Raw genomic sequence first — 16,407 nt, 5'->3', positions numbered from 1 at the left:
CTACAGCACACCACCCCTTCTAAGGCAAATATTGAAAACACAACTCACGATCTATATCTAAGCACCCCCGGAAGGCGTTATCGCAGCGTCACGCACGACCAACGCCAAAGGCATTGCTGTAAAGTGCGACTCTGTCACCCATCCCCGTCGCCTATCCCCGCGACACCGGCGGCCGAACGCAGGGGGCGCCGACGGACCTGCGCTCAGGATCCGGAACGCAGGGTCGTCACGGCGACGCAATAGTCCCCCACCGGCAGAAACAGCGTCTGTTCCCCGGTCGGCAACGCGTAGAAGGGCAGGTCCGACAGGGGCGACATCAGTTTTGAGCCAGGCGGCAGCAGGGAGGTCGCATCCTCGCAGCGCTGCTTGATCGGGATGACGCGCACCGAATTGCCTTCGCAGGAGGTTGCGGTGGGAGCCGCCAGGATCACGCCGGCGGCTTGCCCGGCGAGACGCGGGTTTCCCGCAAACCGCATGCCGACCGTGCCCTGCACCGCATGCTGGTTCGGGGCGGTTTCGGCCACCTGGGTCTGGAAGGCGAAATTCGCCCCCGCGGTCAGCGCCTTGCCGAGCAGAGCATAGGTCGCCGCGCAGGTTTTCACCCCATTGGCCAAGGCATGGGCCGTGAACAGATCCTTGCCGTCGCTCGCGGCCGGTTGCGGTTCGGATCGAGTCCAAAAGCCTAAGATACCCCCTGGCTGCGACACCGCCACCCCGAGGCCGAAACAGACCAGCAGGCTGGCCGCAGCGCCCGCCGCGAGGAGAACGCGGCGCCGGGAAAAATGGCGACCGCGGGCCCCACCGTCATCCGGAGGCGCTCCGCTTGATCCGAGGATGCGTTCGTAAACGCTTTGTTTTTCGTTCATGAGCGTGCTTCCAGAATAGGTCCCGATGCGGCGTGACGTCACCAGCCGTCTTTCGGCTCAGATCGCTGAAAGCGCCTGTGTCAGGCCGGCGAGCGGCGCCCGAAAAGACTCTGTCCTCGCCGCGCCATTTTCCTTGAGATCGAACGTAATCCCGACCACCCGCTCGGCCTCGATCGCCGCCCGCAAGCGGGCGTCCAGGGCCAGATAAGCGATGCAGAGCTTTTCGTTGCACCCATAAATGGGAACCGTAACGTGGGGCTGACCATCACCCAGTTCGAGCGCCACAGTGCCGGAGCTGGCGCCGGTCGGCGTCCGCAGGATCATGACCGGTCGGCCGTCGTCCGTGGCCGCGAGCGACCAGCTGAACACCGAGGCCCCTGAGGGACCCAGGATTTCCTGCGAAATGTTGCAGACTTTCCGCTTCTTGACGCGGTTTTCGTCGCAGACCAGAATCCAGTTGGGAAACGGACGAATGGTGCGCAGATACTGGCCGAGCGGCACATCCGCGGGGGGCACCACATCGGACGGCTTCACGACGTAGCCCGGTGACAGCTCCTTTGACGCCGCAGGTTTGGCCGGCTCCACCTTCTTGGCTTTCTCCGCGGCAAGCCCCTGGCCGCCGCACATCAGCTGGAGCGCGAGAGCCAAGGCGCCTATGACGCCTCGGCCTCCCTTCGTGACCCACATGTCTCTCCCCAATCAGTTGAGGGTGAGGCTCAGTCCCCCGCCGGCGCCCCATTCCCCGCCAGCGGTCGTTCCCGAGATGTTCATCCGCATCCGCTGGTCGGGTGTCGTGTAGCCGAGACCCATGGCGAAGGCACTCTCTCCAGCCCACGCTCCGCCACCGACCGCGGCGCTGACCTTGCCCGGCCGGTCGTCATAACGCAGCGAGCCGGCCGCGAGGCCGACGGCTGCGGCCTGGCGCGCTTCAGTGCGCACGCTCGCAATCGAGCTGTTGAGATTGGCGAACTTCTGGTCGGTATAGGCATTCGCCTGGGTCAACGTCTGCTGCGACTTGGCGTCGGTGTAGGTATTGGCCGTTGCTATGGCGTAGGTGGTTTTTGAATCGGCGTAGGTGTTGGCCGCGGTCAGGGTATCGCTCAATCCCGTTTTCATCTGAGAGACGTTCACGGCATCATTGCTTGCCACACCCGCCGCCACATTTGAAATGACCACGGGAGTATTCGCGTCCCCGCCCGCCAGAGTGATCGAGTTGAGTTTATTGCCATTCACGTCGGTATCGTACTGCACCGCGACCCTGCTGAGGGTGCCGATGTTCCCCATGGCCGAGCTCAGGGCCTGGTTGGTGGCGTAGAGCTGCGATCCGTTAACCGCGTCGGTGGATGTCGCATTGACCTGCCCTGCCGCGAGATTGGTGATGGTGCGTTCCGCGCCGACCGATCCCACGGAAACCGTACTCGTCGCCGTCCCGGCGACCGCATAGGTGGTTCCGTTCACGGTCATGGTCGAGGTCTGAACAGCCGCCGCGGTGGTCGCTCCGGCTCCGAGCGCGACATCGCCCGCATTGCGCGCACTTGCCCCCTGGCCGATGGCCGTGGAACTCGTCGCGGCCGCCTGGGCGGACGACCCGAGGGCGATGCTGCCGGCGCCGCTCGCCTGACTGACCGGCCCGGAGGCATTGACCTGGACATAGGGCGTATTGCCGGCGGCAACGTTTGTGATCGCCGTATTCAGCGTCGACAGCCTCGTATCGACGGCGCCGATGGCATCCCCGACATTATTGTAGTTCACGTGATTGACGAGATAGGTGGGCGCGATGAGGGTGCCGTCGGATGCAACCATCGCACCGCCACCGAACGTTGTCGCGACGCTCCGCGATACCCCGTAAAGCTGGGACCCGTTCACCGCTTCCATGGAGGCCGCGGAAACCGCGCCCGCCTTCAGATTGGCCAGCGTCGTGCCCGCGCTGCCGGCAAGCGTGACGGTGTCCCTGGCACTGCCCGCCGCACCGTCATAGAGCACCGCGCGATCCGAAAGCGTGGCGATGCCCGTGGAAACCGCATTGAGCTGGCCCACATTCGCCGCATCCGTATCCGCGGTGCCAGCGGCGACGTTGGAGATCCTTTGAGCCGAGCCGCTCCCGTGGCTCGCGTCATAGGTCCCGAGGGACGAATTCCATTTCAAGGCATCCGAGCCGAGCGCCGCGACACTCTGGTTGGTGGAATAAAGCTGGGCCCCGTTCACCGCATCGGTGGAGGAGGCGGAAACCGCACCCGCCTTCACATGGGTCAGCGTCGTGCCTGCGCTGCCGGCAAGGGTGATCGTGTCCTTCGCGCTGCCCACGGCGCCATCATAGACCACGGCGCGATCCGAGAGATTGGAAACGCCGGAGGCGACCGCCTTCAGCTGAGCAACGTTTGTCGCGTCGGAATCGGCGGTTCCGGCCGCGACCCCGCTGATCTGGCGGAACTGGCCGCTCGCGGCATTGCCGACCGAGACCCCGGACAATGTGCTTTTCGTCGCATTCACGCTACTGGTGGAACTCGCCCAGGAAGGTACGTAGCCATCAATGCCGGCAGCGGTATTCGCCACCGCGTTCTGGCCGAGCGCGACGCCGCCGGCGACCCCCACGGTCGCACCCGTGCCCAGCGCAACGCCGTTCGACACACCAGCGGTTGTCGCCCCTGCCCCGATCGCGATCGCCCCGCTGCCCGCAGCGCTTGTGGACTGCGTGCCGATTGCGATCGATTGAGATCCGGCGAGGCTGCCGAGATTTGCCGCCTGCACCGACAAGGAATTCCCGACAACCCCGGAAACCCAGGCGAGCCCGCCGCCCGCGGTTCCGACCTGGCAGTTCCAGAGCGATGAAGAGGAAGAGGGATCGTCGAGCGTCAGGCAGAGATTGCTGAGCCCGGCGCTGCTGCCGGCCCCGCTGCTGCTTCCGATCACGTAGCCGCCGGCATTGGCGCCCGTCACGGGTCCAAAAAACCCCGCGGTCGCCGCACCGACCCCGAACCCAAAGGCGAGGGACTTGCGACGAAAACCAACGGCGCGGTCCGCGATTCGCAAGATGGAGATAAATCGTCCATGTCTGGCGGAGCTCACTGAGCCACCCCCGAACTGGTCCAGCTTCGCCTTACGCACGATACTCGAATACGGCACAGTATTCCCCCCGGATAACGCAATAGGAGCCCTCGTCAAAAAGCTCCCAACTGGGCGGTTCGACCTGCATATACTGATGGCCTGTGAACGCCTCGACCATCATGACGACCCGCCTGCTCTGCCGCCTCTACGGCGCGCGCCAGGCCACCCCGCCCCCCCGGCGGGACAGCATGAAGCGCACGCACGGCTTCCTCCCTTGAGATTTCCAATTCCGCCAAGCGCTGGATGAAATTCATCTGCTTTCTTGGGGGCGCATCACCAAATATACATACGACAAGCCCCATGATATAATGGATGAATATAAGATTCACATCCGATTCATCCCAATCTTCAAAGCGCTCGGACAGAAGATTGTTTCGGAATATCGCAACGCAGTCCGACATATATTCAATAACGAGCTGATCACCCGCCGGTGCTCGGACATTAACGTCAACCGACATCATACTACCTCAACAATCGATGGCGGCGCCCCGCGGGACGCAACGTACGAAGCGAGATCTTGCGAAATTCCTAAAATGCAGTTCGTTAGAATGTTATATTAATATTGATTGCTTGACCGGCGCGCAGTCTTGTCACCAGAAGCACGTTGAAATTCAAAGGTTTGGATTTCGCACGCTCAACTGGCGCCGTCGCCGGGCCCGGTCGCAGGGGCGGCCGCCTTCAGAATACGCGGACCTGTCCCGCCGCATGGCGACCCGGCCGGCTTCAAGCCACCGGCGCTCTTCGTGACCTGCAAAGCTTGAGGAACTCTTTCGCCCCCGCCGGAGCGGACCGGCTTCTCCCCGCAATTGACCGTTCAGAGGGCCTGCGGCGTTGAGGTCCGTCGCGCTCATTTTCGGGGGCGGACAAACCCTCAGGGGCGAGCCGGCGGCTGCCGCCGCGTGCCGGCATGCCTTGCAATGACTTATATAAAAGAATGGCGGAGACGGAGGGATTCGAACCCTCGAGACCCTTTTGGGGGTCTGCTCATTTAGCAAACGAGTGCCTTCAGCCTCTCGGCCACGTCTCCATTGCGCTCACCTATGCCGAACGAAGGACGGCTTTGCAAGCCGCCCCCGCCCTTGTCCTCGCAATTAAGTGCCGGCGTAGGATTTCTCTTCCACAAACAGCGAGCCGGAACGGAGGTTGATTTCCTTCTTGATCGCCGCCCGCCGATCATTGGTCACATAGACCGCCCGCGCCAGTTCCACGAACCTGGCATCAAAGCGTTTTTCCGCTTCGAGCTCGCGTAGCGCGTCCTCGATCTCCCACAGCGCCTCGTTCACGCCCTTGATTTCGGCGGTGAGCGCCTCGAACCCCGTGTTCAATGCGTGCAGGTCCCGCAATTGGGCCAGGGCGGTCAGTTCCCGCAACACGTTCGCACGCTTCGCCGGATCGGCGATGCGTTCGGCCTTGATCTCGAGGATGGTGATCTTGTCGATCAGCTCGCCGGCGGAAACCGGAGCGAGAATCTCCACCGGCGCCAGCGCCGCATCACTTGTACTCATGATTTTCCGCTTTCCCCATCTCGACGCCCGCCGCTATCGCCGTGAAGACGCCGGCCCATTGCCCCGGCTGCTCCTGGCGAACGACACGCACCGAGGGATAGAGCCCGGTGTCCGCGCCATCCCCGGCGAAGGCAAAGTGGGTGGCTCCGCTCGCCGCGAGCAGCACCGGGCGGTTCATTGCCGCCGCAAGATGCGCAAGCGGCGCATCGACGCTTACGAGCAGGTCCAGGTGATGCAGCAGCGCGGCGCTGTCGACAAACGTCCCGTCGGCGTCGAAATCACTCTCCAGGCGCAGGATGCGACCCCGGAATGGCACGCGGTCCATCTGCGCCGCGGCGGGACCCTGCTGAAGTCCCACGAGCCGAGCCCCCTCGATTGCGGCGATCGGGGCAAAGGCCTCCAGCGGTGCGCCGCGCAAAGGTTCGACGCGGCCGCCATCCTCGCTCTGCCAATGGATGCCGATCACCAGATCGCCGGCGGAATGCGCATGGCTCCAGGCTGCAAGGCGATCCGGCGCCGCATGCAGATAGGGCGTGCGCGGCCAGAGCGCGGGATCCGGCGCGACGAGTTGAGGCAAGCTTGCAAGGGCGACGCCCAGCACCCCCTCTTCGGCAGGATCGACCTGCGCGGGATCGGCCAGAATCCCGACCCGCGGGTCCAGGGATGCGAACAAGGCCGCGTCCGCCGGATCGGCGACCAGCAGGCGGGGTTCAATCCCGCGGTCGGCCAGGAGCGGCAGCAGGCGCGCCAGGGCGATCGTGTCGGAAAGCCGCTCGCAGGCGACGACCACGAGCGCGCGCGGGCTCCCCGCGCCATCCCAGATCCCCACATTGCGGGCGGCGAGGCGGGTCCGCGGCGCCTGCGCGGCGGCATCGAGCGCGGCCCATCCCTCGGCCCAGGCGCCGCGTCCCAGCGCTTCGTTCGCGCGCGCGTCGAGGGCATGGGGGTTGTGGGGGTCGAGATGCAGGGCCTTGTCGATGGCGGCACGGGCCTCCGCTCGCGCGCCGAGATGGGTCAGAAGGCGGGCCCGCGCCAGCAGCGCCTCGGTGAAGGGCGGCTCCACCGCCAGCACGGCATCGAGATCTTCCAGCGCGCCAGCGACATCGCCCAGCCCCTCGCGCGCCATGCCGCGCTCGAACAAGGCGGCCGGGTCGCTCGGTGCGGCCTCGAGCACGGCGGCGCTCTGTTCCTCTGCCTCTGCAAATGCGCCGAGGCGGCGCAGGAGAAAGGCGTAGCGCAAACGAAATTCCGCGCGCTGCGGCGCGCGCTCCACCGCCTGCCGATAGGCCGCGCGCGCGCCTTCCAAATCGCCGAGCAGGAAACAGCATTCCCCGAGGAGGTGGTGGGCGTCGACGAACTCGGGCGCCAGCTTCACCGCGTGTTCTGCTGCGGCACGGGCCTCGGCCGCCTCGCCGCGTCCAAGCAGGATGAAGCCCTTGTTGACCGGATGAACCGGCGACCAGGGCTGCAATTGCAGCAGCCGTTCGCAATCGGCAAGTGCCGCGTCCGGATGGCCCGCTTGCACCAGGGCGACGGAGCGATTGGCGAGCGCCTCCACCGCCAGCGGGTCCAATTCCAGCACCCGCGAATAGGCTTTCGCCGCAAGCTCGTGGCGACCGAGGGCGCCGAGTGCGTTGGCTGCCTGGAAATGGGCCTCGCCCAATTGGGGCGCGAGCTTGATGGCGCGCTCAGCCGCGGACAGGGCCTTCTCGAATTGGCCGACGCCCTGAAGCGCGACCGCGAGCAGGATCGCGGCGTGGGGATCCTTCGGTGCCAGATTGGCGGTGCGCCGTGCGCTCGGCAAAGCCTCGTCCGCGCGGCCTGTCTGGATCAACGCCATGGCCAGCATGCGATGCGCGTCCACAAGCGCGGGCTGGAGCTCAACCACGAGGCGAAACCCCTCGATGGCCTTCTCCATCTGCCCCGCCCGGGCGAATGCGGCGGCTTGGCCAAGTATCGTGCGCGGATCGGGCGACATGGACACGGCAACTCCTGGACCTTGCGGCCGCGCCTGGTCCGCATGCCCGTCCGCGGGCGCCACGGCCAGTGGCGGCGGTCGCATCTAAGCCGACCGCGCGCAAAAAGCGAGGGGGCGGCTCAAGCCTTCATCGTGCGCGCTGACCGAACAGGATGCTCTGGGCTTCCTTGTCCTTGGAGAGGTCCGGCTTGCGTTCCTCGGCGCTCACCGCAAGGCCGCGCTGCACGGCCGGGCGCATCTTCACCGTGTCAAGCCAGCGCTGGAGATGGGGGAACTCTTCGATCTTCTGGCCCTGGCGTTCCCAGAGCTTGGCCCAGCCGACGCAGGCCATGTCGGCGACGGAATAGTCCCCCGCCAGGAACTCGCGGTCCTTCAGGCGCGTGTTCATCACGCCGTACAGGCGATGCACCTCGTTGGTGTAGCGATCGATGGCGTAGGGGATCTTCTCCGGCGCATAGATGCGGAAATGATGGGCCTGGCCGGCCATGGGGCCGAGGCCGCCCATCTGCCAGAACAGCCACTCGTCCACTTCCACCCGCTTGCGCTCGTCGGCGGGATAGAATTTGCCGGTCTTGCGGCCGAGATATTGCAGGATGGCGCCCGACTCGAACACCGAAATGGGCGCCCCGCCCGGTCCGTTGGGATCGAGGATCGCGGGGATCTTGTTGTTGGGCGAGATGGCGAGAAATTCCGGCTTGAACTGTTCCCCTTTGCCGATGTTCACCAGCTTCACGGTGTAGGGCAGTTCGCATTCCTCGAGCATGATGGCGATCTTCCACCCATTGGGGGTGGGCCAATAGTGAAGCTCGATGGGTTGCTGGATTTCGGCCATTTCAATGCTCCCCGCTCGACCGGGCAGACCCGGCGAAGGCGCATACAGGTATTCTGCCGCGCGCTTCCCGGCAAGTATCGCGCGCGTGTGGCATCCGGGGCCGGCCAAAATGCGTCGTGATCCCGCCAATTCGAGGAAAGCGCGGGCCCGCTTGGCCCACAGGCGGAATATTTTTGGCCGAACTAGACTAAAGTCTATTGCCGTAGCGGCATGACGTAGCGTCTGCTAGGGCGCTCGGGGGATGGTGCGCCAACACCGCAATGGTTCCAAAGAGAACCGTACCCCCTTAGGGAGGATACATTGACTGACACTTCCAAAGTGAACGAGTCCGCGCGTCCCTCGCGACGCGGCTTTCTTACGGCTGCGGCCGCCACCGCGGCGGGTGCTGCTGTCATTGCTGCACCGGCCGTCCACGCTCAGGCGCCGGTCAAGCTGAAATTTCAGTCCACCTGGCCGAACAAGGACATCTTCCACGAATTCGCGGGCGATTTCGTCCGTTACGTGAACCAGATGGCCGGCGGGCGTGTGGAACTGGAACTGCTCGCCGCGGGTGCCGTGGTGCCCGCGTTCCAGGTGCTGGATGCGGTCAGCTCCGGCATCATCGACGGCGGCCACGGGGTATCCGCCTATTGGTACGGCAAGAACAAGGCGTTCTCCCTGTTCGGCACCGCACCGGCCTTCGGCTGGGATGCGGATGAATTGCTCGGCTGGGTGCGGTATGGCGGCGGCCAGCAATTGTACGACGAGCTGACCCAGCAGATCCTCAAGCTCAATGTGGTGGGCATGCTCACCGGCCCGATGCCGACGCAGCCCCTCGGCTGGTTCAAGGCCGAGATCACCAGCCCGGACCAGATGAAGGGCATGAAATACCGCACCGTCGGCCTCGGGGCGGACCTCTTCAAGGAAATGGGCGTCGCCGTCACCATCGTTCCCGGTGGCGAAATCGTTCCGGCCATGGACCGGGGCCTGCTGGAGGGAGCGGAATTCAACAATCCCTCGTCCGACACGGTGCTCGGCTTCCCGGACGTATCCAAGGTCTACATGGTGCAGAGCTATCACCAGGCCCTCGAATGCTTTGAGGTCCTGTTCAACAAGACCAAGTTCGAGAGCCTGCCGAAGGATGTCCAGGCCATCATCAAGGGCGCTGCGGATGCGGCTTCCTCGGACATGATGTGGAAGGCGCAGGACCGCTATTCGAAGGATCTCGAGGCGCTCAAGGCGCGCGGCGTGAAGGTCATCTCGACGCCGAAATCGGTGCTGGAGGCCCAGCTCAACGCCTGGGACAAGGTGATCGCCAATCTGTCCGCCGACCCGTTCTTCAAGAAGGTCGTGGACAGCCAGATGGCGTGGGCCAAGCGCGTCGTCGGCTTCCGCCTCCAGTACGAGGTCGATAGCGCCTTCGCCTACAACCACTTCTTCCAGAAGGCCTGACGCCGGCGCGGGACCGCGCGCCGGGCGTCTACGCCTCGCCTCGAAAGCTGCAACCGCCCCTGGCCCTCGCCATGGGCGGTTGCGTGCATGGGGCGGGCACGGGCGCGTCATGGCGCGCACACCGCGAAGGACGAGGGGCGCCGTCACGGCTGCCGAAGCGGAGAAATCGCGCAATGCAAGCGTTTCTGATCGGTATTGATAAATTCAATACCTTTGTTGGAAAGTTATTCGCCTGGGTCATCGTCATCCTGACCGTCGCCATCTGCTACGAAGTTTTTTGCAGATATGTCCTGCGGTCCCCCACCTCGTGGGCCTATGACGTCTCCTATATCCTGTACGGCACATTGTTCATGATGGCGGGCGCCTACACGCTCTCGCGCAACGGGCATGTGCGCGGCGATTTCCTGTACCGCAACTGGCCGCCCAAGCGGCAGGCCGCGGTGGACCTGGTGCTGTATTTCCTGTTCTTTTTCCCCGGCATCATCGCCCTCATCTACTCGGGCTGGGGTTATTTCTACCTCTCCTTCCTGCTCAACGAACATTCCTCCTTCTCGCCCGACGGGCCGATGATCTGGCCTTTCAAGGGGCTCATTCCGATCACCGGCGTCCTCATGTTCATGCAGGGCGTGGTCGAGGTGATCCGCTGCATCATCACCCTGCGCACCGGGGTTTGGCCGGATCGGCTCCACGACGTCGAGGAGATGGAAAAGCTCATTCTTGAAGACGCCGCCAACAAGGCGGACGCCGAAGCCATCGGTAAGGGGGCACTGTGATGTTTTTGTCGGATCCCGCCCTCGGCATCTTGATGCTCGTCCTGTTCCTCGTCTTCCTCATGCTCGGCTTTCCCATCGCCTTTACGCTGATGGCGCTCGGTGTCGGCTTTGGCTACATCACGCGCGGCGATACGGTGTTTCAGCTCTTCGTCCAGCGCACCTATAGCGTCATGGCGAACGACGTCCTGATCTCCATCCCCCTGTTCCTGTTCATGGGCTATGTGGTGGAACGGGCGAACATTCTCGATCGCCTGTTTCGGGCGATTCAACTCGCCGCCGGCTGGGTGCCGGGCTCGCTGGCTGTGGCCACCCTCATCACCTGCGCGATGTTCGCCACCGCCACCGGCATCGTCGGCGCAGTGGTGACGCTCATGGGGCTGCTTGCGTTTCCAGCCATGCTGCGCGCCGGCTACGACACCAAGATCGCCGCCGGGGTGGTGTGCGCGGGCGGCTGTCTTGGCATTTTGATACCACCCAGCGTGATGCTGATCCTCTACGGCGCCACGGCGGGCGTCTCGGTGGTGAAGCTGTATGCCGCCGCCTTCCTGCCCGGCCTCATGCTGACCGGCCTCTACATGGGCTATGTCATCATCCGGGCGATGTTGAACCCGGCCCTCGCGCCGAAATTGCCGCCGGAAGCAAAGGCGCGCTCGTTTGGAGAGATCGCGTTCGCCCTGGCGAGCTCTTTCTTTCCCCTGGCGATCCTGATCAGCGGCGTGCTCGGAGCGATCATCTTCGGCCTTGCGACACCGTCCGAGGCGGCGGCCATCGGCGCGGCAGGCGCGGTCCTGCTCGCCCTCGCCTATCGCACCTTCTCGCTCAACAAGCTGAAGGAGAGCGTGTTCCTCACGGCGCGCGCCTCGGCGATGGTGTGCTGGCTGTTCGTCGGCTCGGCGGTGTTCTCGGCAGTGTTCGCATTGCTGGGCGGGCAGAGGGTGGTGGAGGAATTCATCCTCGCCCTGAACCTTGGGCCCATCGGCTTCCTGCTGCTGACCCAGGCCATCATCTTCGTGCTGGGCTGGCCGCTGGAATGGACCGAGATCATCGTGATCTTCCTGCCCATCTTCCTGCCGCTGCTGGATGATTTCGGCGTGGACCCGATCTTCTTCGGGATCCTGGTCGCGCTCAATCTCCAGACGTCGTTCCTCTCTCCGCCTGTGGCCATGGCGCCCTTCTATCTGAAGGGGGTGGCACCGAAGAACGTCTCCATCGACCAGATCTTCTCCGGCGTCATGCCCTTCCTCTGCCTGGTCATCGTCGCCATGATCCTGCTTTATGTGTTCCCCGGCATCGCCCTGTGGCTGCCGAAGGCGCTCTACGGATGAGGATCGATGGCGAAAACCAAGACGACCGAACTGTTCACGGTCGGCTATGAGCAAACGACGTCCGGCGCGTTTCAGGACACCCTGACCCGTGCCGGCGTCGATCTGCTGGTGGACGTGCGCGCGGTCGCCGCCTCGCGCCGTCCCGGCTTCTCGAAGACCGCCCTCGCCGCCGGCATCGCGGAACATGGCATCGCCTATGCCCACCTGCGGGCGCTCGGCACGCCGAAGGAGGGCCGGCTCGCGGCGCGCTCCGGCGATCACGACGCGCTGATGCGCATCTACGACGCCCACCTCGCCACCGACCCGGCCCGCGCGGCGCTGGAGGAACTCGCGACGCTGGCGCAGGGCCGGCGCATCTGCCTCATGTGCTATGAGCGCCACGTGGAGGGCTGCCACCGCCTGCGCCTCGCGCAATTCCTTTGCGAACGGCTCGACCTTCCGGTCACGCACCTGATCGCCGACCCGTTCTGAGGCTTAGGCGCGGGAGCGCCGCAGGGTCAGCACGATCGCGAAGGAGAGAAGGCAGCCGATCGCCCCAGCCAGGAACATGGAGCCATAGCCGAAGGCCGCCACCAGAATGCCGGCCACGGGCCCCGTGACCCCCAGCGCGATATCGAAGAAGGCCAGGAATCCGCCGACCGCCAGGCCTCGGCTCTCCGCCGGCACCCGTCGCACCGCCTCGACACCCAAGGCCGGGAAGATCAGCGAGAAGCCGACGCCGGACAGCGCCGCGCCCGCCAGGGCGAGGACCGGCTCGGTGGCGAGCCACAGCATGAACTGGGCCGCCGCCTCCACCAGCAAAGACACCGCCGCGACGCCGACACCGCCGATGCGGTCCGGCAGGTGCGCCAGGAACAACCGCACGCCGATATAGCTCGCGCCGAACAGGAACAGCCCAGCCCCGGCGTGGGGCCAGCCCCGGCTGGCGAACACGAGCGCGAGGAAGGTCGCGAGAACGGCGAACGGCGCGGTCGCGAGCGCCAGCGCGATGCCGTGGCGCCAGATCAGCCCCAGCACATGGTGAAACCCGAGCCTGCGCCCCGGAACCGTGGGCACCGCGGCGATCGGGAACGCCATCGGCAGGGCCACCAGAGGGGCAATCGCCGCCACCACCGCGACGCCGGCAAAGCCATAGGCGGCATGGATGGCGAGGCCGATGGGCGCGCCGAGCCCGATGGCGGAATAAAGCGCGATGCCCTGCCAGGCCATGACGCGGCCGGTATTGGCCAGGCCCACGCGGCCGATGCCCCAGGCCATCGTGCCGGTGAGGAACAGGCTTTCCGCGAGGCCGAGGCAGAGCCGGCCCGCGGTCAGCACGCCAAGGCTGAAAAGGGGCGCCGCGGTCGCCAGCGAGGCGAGATAGAGAAGCCCCGCCACCACGGCGAGCGGCAGCCCCACCACCACCGTCATCTTGGCGCCGTAGCGATCGACCGCCGAGCCGGCGTACTGGCGCGTGAGCAAGGTTGCGATCGACTGGACGCCGACGGCAAGCCCGGCGGTGGCGATGCTGAAACCGAGCGTTTCGTGCACATGCAAGGCGAGCACCGGCAAGGGCACGGCGATCGCGAGCGCGCTGAAGAACACGATCCACACCAGCGGCAGGAGCCGCAACAAAACGGTGCCGGACGAAAGGGGCGCGAGGCCGGGATCGGAGGAGTGGGGAGGATTCAACATCAAACTGCGCTTTCGGGCATGGCGGCCGATTCGGCCGCACCACGTTGCGCGTTGGTTGACGTCAGACGCTTACGGAGGGAAGCCACCCTCATGGCCGGTTCTTTATGGCCTGGCATGGGACGGGTCAAGCGCGTCGGTCTCGTCCGCAGGTACCGGTCCGGCACCTTGCGATGATCCTTCCCGGGGCGCCAGCAAGCGGGCGCGCGAAAGCGCCTCCGGCGTGTCCACGTCGAGGAATGCGCCGGGCCCCTCCACCTCGATCTCCACCACGGCCTCGGCGTGGGCTGCGATGAGATGGCGGGCGCCCACGTCGCCCTCCAGTTTCGAGAGGGCCTCGAAGAACCGCCGATCCCACAGCACGGGATTGCCGCGCCGGCCGTCAGCGACGGGCAGCACGATGAGGCGGCCCGCATCGGGGTCGAACGCGTCCATGATGGTGTCGAGAATGCCCGGCCCCACCAGAGGCATGTCGCCCAGCATCACGAGTGCCGCGCCCGCCCCGCCCGGCACCGCCGCGATGCCGGTGCGCACGGACGTGGACAAGCCCTCGGCGAAGGCGGGATTGTGCACGAAGATCACAGGCAAGCCGCTGAGGATCTGCTCCACCCGCGCCTGCTCATGTCCGGTCACCACCACAATGGGGGATGCCCGTGACGCGAGCGCGGCTTCCACCACGCGGCGCACGACCGGGCGGCCGCCCACATCCTCCAGCAGCTTGTTCGGGCCACCCATGCGGGTGCCCCGGCCCGCGGCCAGCACGATGGCGGCCACGGGCGGCTTTTCGTCTGCCATCTCGTCAACCCCGGTTCCGCCGCGCGGCTGCGGCCGCGTGATGATTTCGCCCAGCAGGCCGCCGACGCCCCAGCCGCCGATGTCGGACGCCGTCAGCGGCACATCCGCGAGACACCGCATCAGCACCCAGTCGAAGCCATTCTCCTTGGGGCTGCGCGCACAGCCCGGCGCGCCGAGCACCGGAATGCCACCGAGACCGCCCAGCATCAGCAGATTGCCGGGATCCACCGGCATGCCGAGCCGCTCCACCCGGCCACCGGCCGCCTCAAGCGCGGCGGGGATCACATCGCGCCGATCGACGATTGCGGACGCGCCGAACACCACGATGCAGTCCGCGCCTTCCACCCGCACCCGTTCAATGGCGACAGCCAGGTCCGGGGCTGCGTGCGGCACGCGCACATCATGGCTGATGCTGGCGCCGGCCGGCGCGAGGCGCTGGCGCGTGACGCGCAGGGTCTTTTCAACCACCTTGTCGGCGAGGCCCGGCAGCAAGGTGGAGATCACCGCCACCCGCCGGCGGCGGAACGGGGCGATGCGAACCGCCGGGCGCGCGAGCGCCGCGGCGGCCTCCATCAGCGTGGCCGGGATGGCGTAGGGAATGATCTTCACCGTCGCCACCATGTCGCCCTCGGCGACGGCGCGGAACGGCTCCAGCGTGGCGAAGGTCACCGCCTCGTCCAGCGCATTCAAAGCATCGACGGCGGCGCGGTCGATTTCCAGAATGCCGGCGCATGTGGCGAACAGATTGGCGCGGCCGGTAAAAGCCATGGCTGCGCGCAGCCCGTCCGCGCCAAGAGACGCGGCGAGACGGTCTGCCGCCGAATCTTCCGAAACGTCGCCCGCCTCAAGCCGCGCGACGACCACCTCGCTCAGGCCCGCCGCCTGAAGCGCCGCGATCTCGCCCGGTCCGATCCGCGCCCCCTTCTTCAGGGTGAAATGCGCCGTCCGCACCGAATGGGCGAGAATGGCGCCATGCGCCAGCGCCGGCGGGACGGGTCCGAATTTCACGCGGCGGCCTCGGTCTTGGCCGGCGCAAGACTGCCCTTGCGCAACGCGCCGATGATCTGCGCGAGAACGGATACGGCGATCTCCTCCGGGCTCGCCGCGCCGATGTCGAGGCCGATGGGCGCATGAATGCGGCCGATCTCCTGCGGCGAGAGGCCGAGCGCGGAGAGGCGCTCCACCCGCTTGGCATGGGTGCGCCGCGAGCCGAGCGCGCCGACATAGAAGCAGCCGGCCTTCAGCGCCGCTTCCAGCGCCGGTTCGTCGATCTTCGGATCATGGGTCAGAGCCGCGACGGCGGTGAAGGCGTCGAGCGTCACCTCTTTCAGCGCTTCATCCGGCCATTTGGCGATGACGGTCGTGTTTGGAAAGCGCTCGGGGGTCGCGAAGGCCGTGCGCGGGTCGATGACGGTGATGTCGTAGCCGGCGATCCGGGCGAGCGGCGCCAGCGCCTGGGAAATATGGACCGCGCCGATGGCCACGATGCGCGGCGGCGGCACCTGCACCGTCAGGAACACCCGGCCCTCCGGCGTTTCAAGAATGCCGCTCTTCCCGCTCGCCAGCGCGGCGCGCAGCGACGGTTCGAGCGCATCGCCGGACATGGCCTCCGCCGCCACCAGGCGCTGGGTGCCGGTTTCGAGTTCGGTGATCAGCACGGCGGCGCGGCGGGCGGCGCGTGCGGCGGTGAGCTGGGCCAGGACTTCAAGCTGCATGTTCGCGCTTCCTCATAAAGCCGCGGAATGGGCGATGCGGCTCAATCCACCCGCTCGACATAGACGCGGATGGCGCCGCCGCAGGAGAGCCCCACGCGCCATGCCGTTTCGTCAGCGACGCCGAACTCCAGAATGCGCGGCTTGCCGGATTCGATCACATCCATCGCCTCGCTCACCACAGCCCCTTCCACGCACCCGCCGGAGACGGAGCCGAGGAAGCCGCCATCCTGGTCGACGGCGAGATGGCTGCCCACGGGCCGGGGCGCCGAACCCCAGGTCTCCAGAACGGTCGCGAGCGCGACCCCCTTGCCTTCACGGCGCCAGCGCAGGGCGCCTTCGAGGACATCCTCGTTCGAGCTGGTCATGGAATCCTCCTGCGGAGTGCGATTCTGGCAATCAGGCTGCGTTACC

At 66.0% G+C, this 16,407-nt stretch carries 15 protein-coding genes and 1 tRNA gene; 4 read left to right on the top strand and 12 right to left on the bottom strand.

Going from position 1 to position 16,407, the window contains the following annotated elements; all coding sequences use genetic code 11:
* Positions 1 to 203: 203 nt before the first annotated feature.
* The 8 genes from V5F84_RS12525 to V5F84_RS12490 all read right to left on the bottom strand — a co-directional run bounded on the left by V5F84_RS12525 (position 204) and on the right by V5F84_RS12490 (position 8,286).
* Positions 204 to 908, bottom strand: a complete 705-nt coding sequence (locus V5F84_RS12525; RefSeq protein WP_394045669.1) for a hypothetical protein — start codon at positions 906 to 908, stop codon at positions 204 to 206.
* Between the two features lie 15 nt (positions 909 to 923).
* Positions 924 to 1,553 carry an invasion associated locus B family protein gene (locus V5F84_RS12520; protein WP_394045671.1) on the bottom strand — a complete coding sequence of 210 codons (630 nt, stop codon included), beginning with the start codon at positions 1,551 to 1,553 and terminating at the stop codon, positions 924 to 926.
* A gap of 12 nt (positions 1,554 to 1,565) precedes the next feature.
* Positions 1,566 to 3,896 (bottom strand): YadA-like family protein, encoded by a 2,331-nt coding sequence (locus V5F84_RS12515; protein WP_509277107.1) that lies wholly within the window; start codon positions 3,894 to 3,896, stop codon positions 1,566 to 1,568.
* A 128-nt stretch (positions 3,897 to 4,024) separates the two neighbouring features.
* A complete protein-coding gene (locus V5F84_RS12510; protein ID WP_509277106.1) occupies positions 4,025 to 4,432 on the bottom strand; it encodes a hypothetical protein in 408 nt (135 codons plus the stop codon).
* Positions 4,433 to 4,906: 474 nt separating this feature from the next.
* Positions 4,907 to 4,998 (bottom strand) — tRNA-Ser (locus tag V5F84_RS12505).
* A gap of 64 nt (positions 4,999 to 5,062) precedes the next feature.
* Positions 5,063 to 5,476 carry a DUF6165 family protein gene (locus tag V5F84_RS12500; protein WP_394045677.1) on the bottom strand — a complete coding sequence of 138 codons (414 nt, stop codon included), beginning with the start codon at positions 5,474 to 5,476 and terminating at the stop codon, positions 5,063 to 5,065.
* Positions 5,463 to 7,454: a tetratricopeptide repeat protein gene (locus V5F84_RS12495; RefSeq protein WP_394045826.1), complete on the bottom strand. Its 1,992-nt coding sequence runs from the start codon at positions 7,452 to 7,454 to the stop codon at positions 5,463 to 5,465. The genes V5F84_RS12500 and V5F84_RS12495 overlap by 14 nt, the downstream gene beginning before the upstream one ends.
* Positions 7,455 to 7,581: 127 nt before the next feature.
* Positions 7,582 to 8,286: a glutathione S-transferase N-terminal domain-containing protein gene (locus tag V5F84_RS12490; RefSeq protein ID WP_394045679.1), complete on the bottom strand. Its 705-nt coding sequence runs from the start codon at positions 8,284 to 8,286 to the stop codon at positions 7,582 to 7,584.
* A gap of 300 nt (positions 8,287 to 8,586) precedes the next feature.
* On the opposite strand from V5F84_RS12490, the gene V5F84_RS12485 reads away from it, so the two are divergent.
* The 4 genes from V5F84_RS12485 to V5F84_RS12470 all read left to right on the top strand — a co-directional run bounded on the left by V5F84_RS12485 (position 8,587) and on the right by V5F84_RS12470 (position 12,286).
* On the top strand, positions 8,587 to 9,717 hold the full coding sequence (locus tag V5F84_RS12485) for a TRAP transporter substrate-binding protein (protein WP_394045681.1): 1,131 nt from the start codon (positions 8,587 to 8,589) through the stop codon (positions 9,715 to 9,717).
* 173 nt (positions 9,718 to 9,890) lie between these two features.
* Positions 9,891 to 10,490 (top strand): TRAP transporter small permease subunit, encoded by a 600-nt coding sequence (locus V5F84_RS12480; protein ID WP_394045683.1) that lies wholly within the window; start codon positions 9,891 to 9,893, stop codon positions 10,488 to 10,490.
* Positions 10,490 to 11,815, top strand: coding sequence for a TRAP transporter large permease (locus V5F84_RS12475; RefSeq protein ID WP_394045685.1), 1,326 nt, complete (start codon positions 10,490 to 10,492; stop codon positions 11,813 to 11,815). Before V5F84_RS12480 ends, V5F84_RS12475 begins: the two co-directional genes overlap by 1 nt.
* Positions 11,816 to 11,821: 6 nt before the next feature.
* Complete coding sequence (locus V5F84_RS12470) at positions 11,822 to 12,286, top strand: DUF488 domain-containing protein (protein ID WP_394045687.1); 465 nt, start codon at positions 11,822 to 11,824, stop codon at positions 12,284 to 12,286.
* A gap of 3 nt (positions 12,287 to 12,289) precedes the next feature.
* Here the strand turns inward: V5F84_RS12470 and V5F84_RS12465 are convergent, their stop codons facing one another.
* From V5F84_RS12465 to V5F84_RS12450, 4 genes are all read right to left on the bottom strand, one after another.
* On the bottom strand, positions 12,290 to 13,489 hold the full coding sequence (locus tag V5F84_RS12465) for an MFS transporter (protein WP_394045689.1): 1,200 nt from the start codon (positions 13,487 to 13,489) through the stop codon (positions 12,290 to 12,292).
* Between the two features lie 102 nt (positions 13,490 to 13,591).
* On the bottom strand, positions 13,592 to 15,289 hold the full coding sequence (locus tag V5F84_RS12460; protein ID WP_394045691.1) for an NTP transferase domain-containing protein: 1,698 nt from the start codon (positions 15,287 to 15,289) through the stop codon (positions 13,592 to 13,594).
* Positions 15,286 to 15,996, bottom strand: a complete 711-nt coding sequence (locus V5F84_RS12455; RefSeq protein WP_394045693.1) for an XdhC family protein — start codon at positions 15,994 to 15,996, stop codon at positions 15,286 to 15,288. The genes V5F84_RS12460 and V5F84_RS12455 overlap by 4 nt, the downstream gene beginning before the upstream one ends.
* 41 nt (positions 15,997 to 16,037) lie before the next feature.
* Positions 16,038 to 16,361 (bottom strand): XdhC family protein, encoded by a 324-nt coding sequence (locus tag V5F84_RS12450; RefSeq protein ID WP_348848440.1) that lies wholly within the window; start codon positions 16,359 to 16,361, stop codon positions 16,038 to 16,040.
* Positions 16,362 to 16,407 lie beyond the last annotated feature (46 nt).

It is taken from the genome of Roseixanthobacter liquoris (assembly GCF_043195135.2).
Classification (GTDB): domain Bacteria; phylum Pseudomonadota; class Alphaproteobacteria; order Rhizobiales; family Xanthobacteraceae; genus NCEH01.
The sequence above is the reverse complement of the archived record's forward strand: the minus strand, read 5'-3'. Positions and strand labels throughout refer to the sequence as shown.

What these genes read in the sequence shown, in the direction of transcription:
- V5F84_RS12470 (WP_394045687.1), top strand. Translation starts at nt 11,822, where the DNA reads ATGGCGAAAACCAAGACGACCGAACTGTTCACGGTCGGCTATGAGCAA.
- V5F84_RS12495 (WP_394045826.1), bottom strand. Translation starts at nt 7,454, where the DNA reads ATGTCGCCCGATCCGCGCACGATACTTGGCCAAGCCGCCGCATTCGCC.
- V5F84_RS12520 (WP_394045671.1), bottom strand. Translation starts at nt 1,553, where the DNA reads ATGTGGGTCACGAAGGGAGGCCGAGGCGTCATAGGCGCCTTGGCTCTC.
- V5F84_RS12450 (WP_348848440.1), bottom strand. Translation starts at nt 16,361, where the DNA reads ATGACCAGCTCGAACGAGGATGTCCTCGAAGGCGCCCTGCGCTGGCGC.
- V5F84_RS12480 (WP_394045683.1), top strand. Translation starts at nt 9,891, where the DNA reads ATGCAAGCGTTTCTGATCGGTATTGATAAATTCAATACCTTTGTTGGA.
- V5F84_RS12465 (WP_394045689.1), bottom strand. Translation starts at nt 13,489, where the DNA reads ATGTTGAATCCTCCCCACTCCTCCGATCCCGGCCTCGCGCCCCTTTCG.
- V5F84_RS12455 (WP_394045693.1), bottom strand. Translation starts at nt 15,996, where the DNA reads ATGCAGCTTGAAGTCCTGGCCCAGCTCACCGCCGCACGCGCCGCCCGC.
- V5F84_RS12500 (WP_394045677.1), bottom strand. Translation starts at nt 5,476, where the DNA reads ATGAGTACAAGTGATGCGGCGCTGGCGCCGGTGGAGATTCTCGCTCCG.
- V5F84_RS12475 (WP_394045685.1), top strand. Translation starts at nt 10,490, where the DNA reads ATGTTTTTGTCGGATCCCGCCCTCGGCATCTTGATGCTCGTCCTGTTC.
- V5F84_RS12490 (WP_394045679.1), bottom strand. Translation starts at nt 8,286, where the DNA reads ATGGCCGAAATCCAGCAACCCATCGAGCTTCACTATTGGCCCACCCCC.
- V5F84_RS12510 (WP_509277106.1), bottom strand. Translation starts at nt 4,432, where the DNA reads ATGATGTCGGTTGACGTTAATGTCCGAGCACCGGCGGGTGATCAGCTC.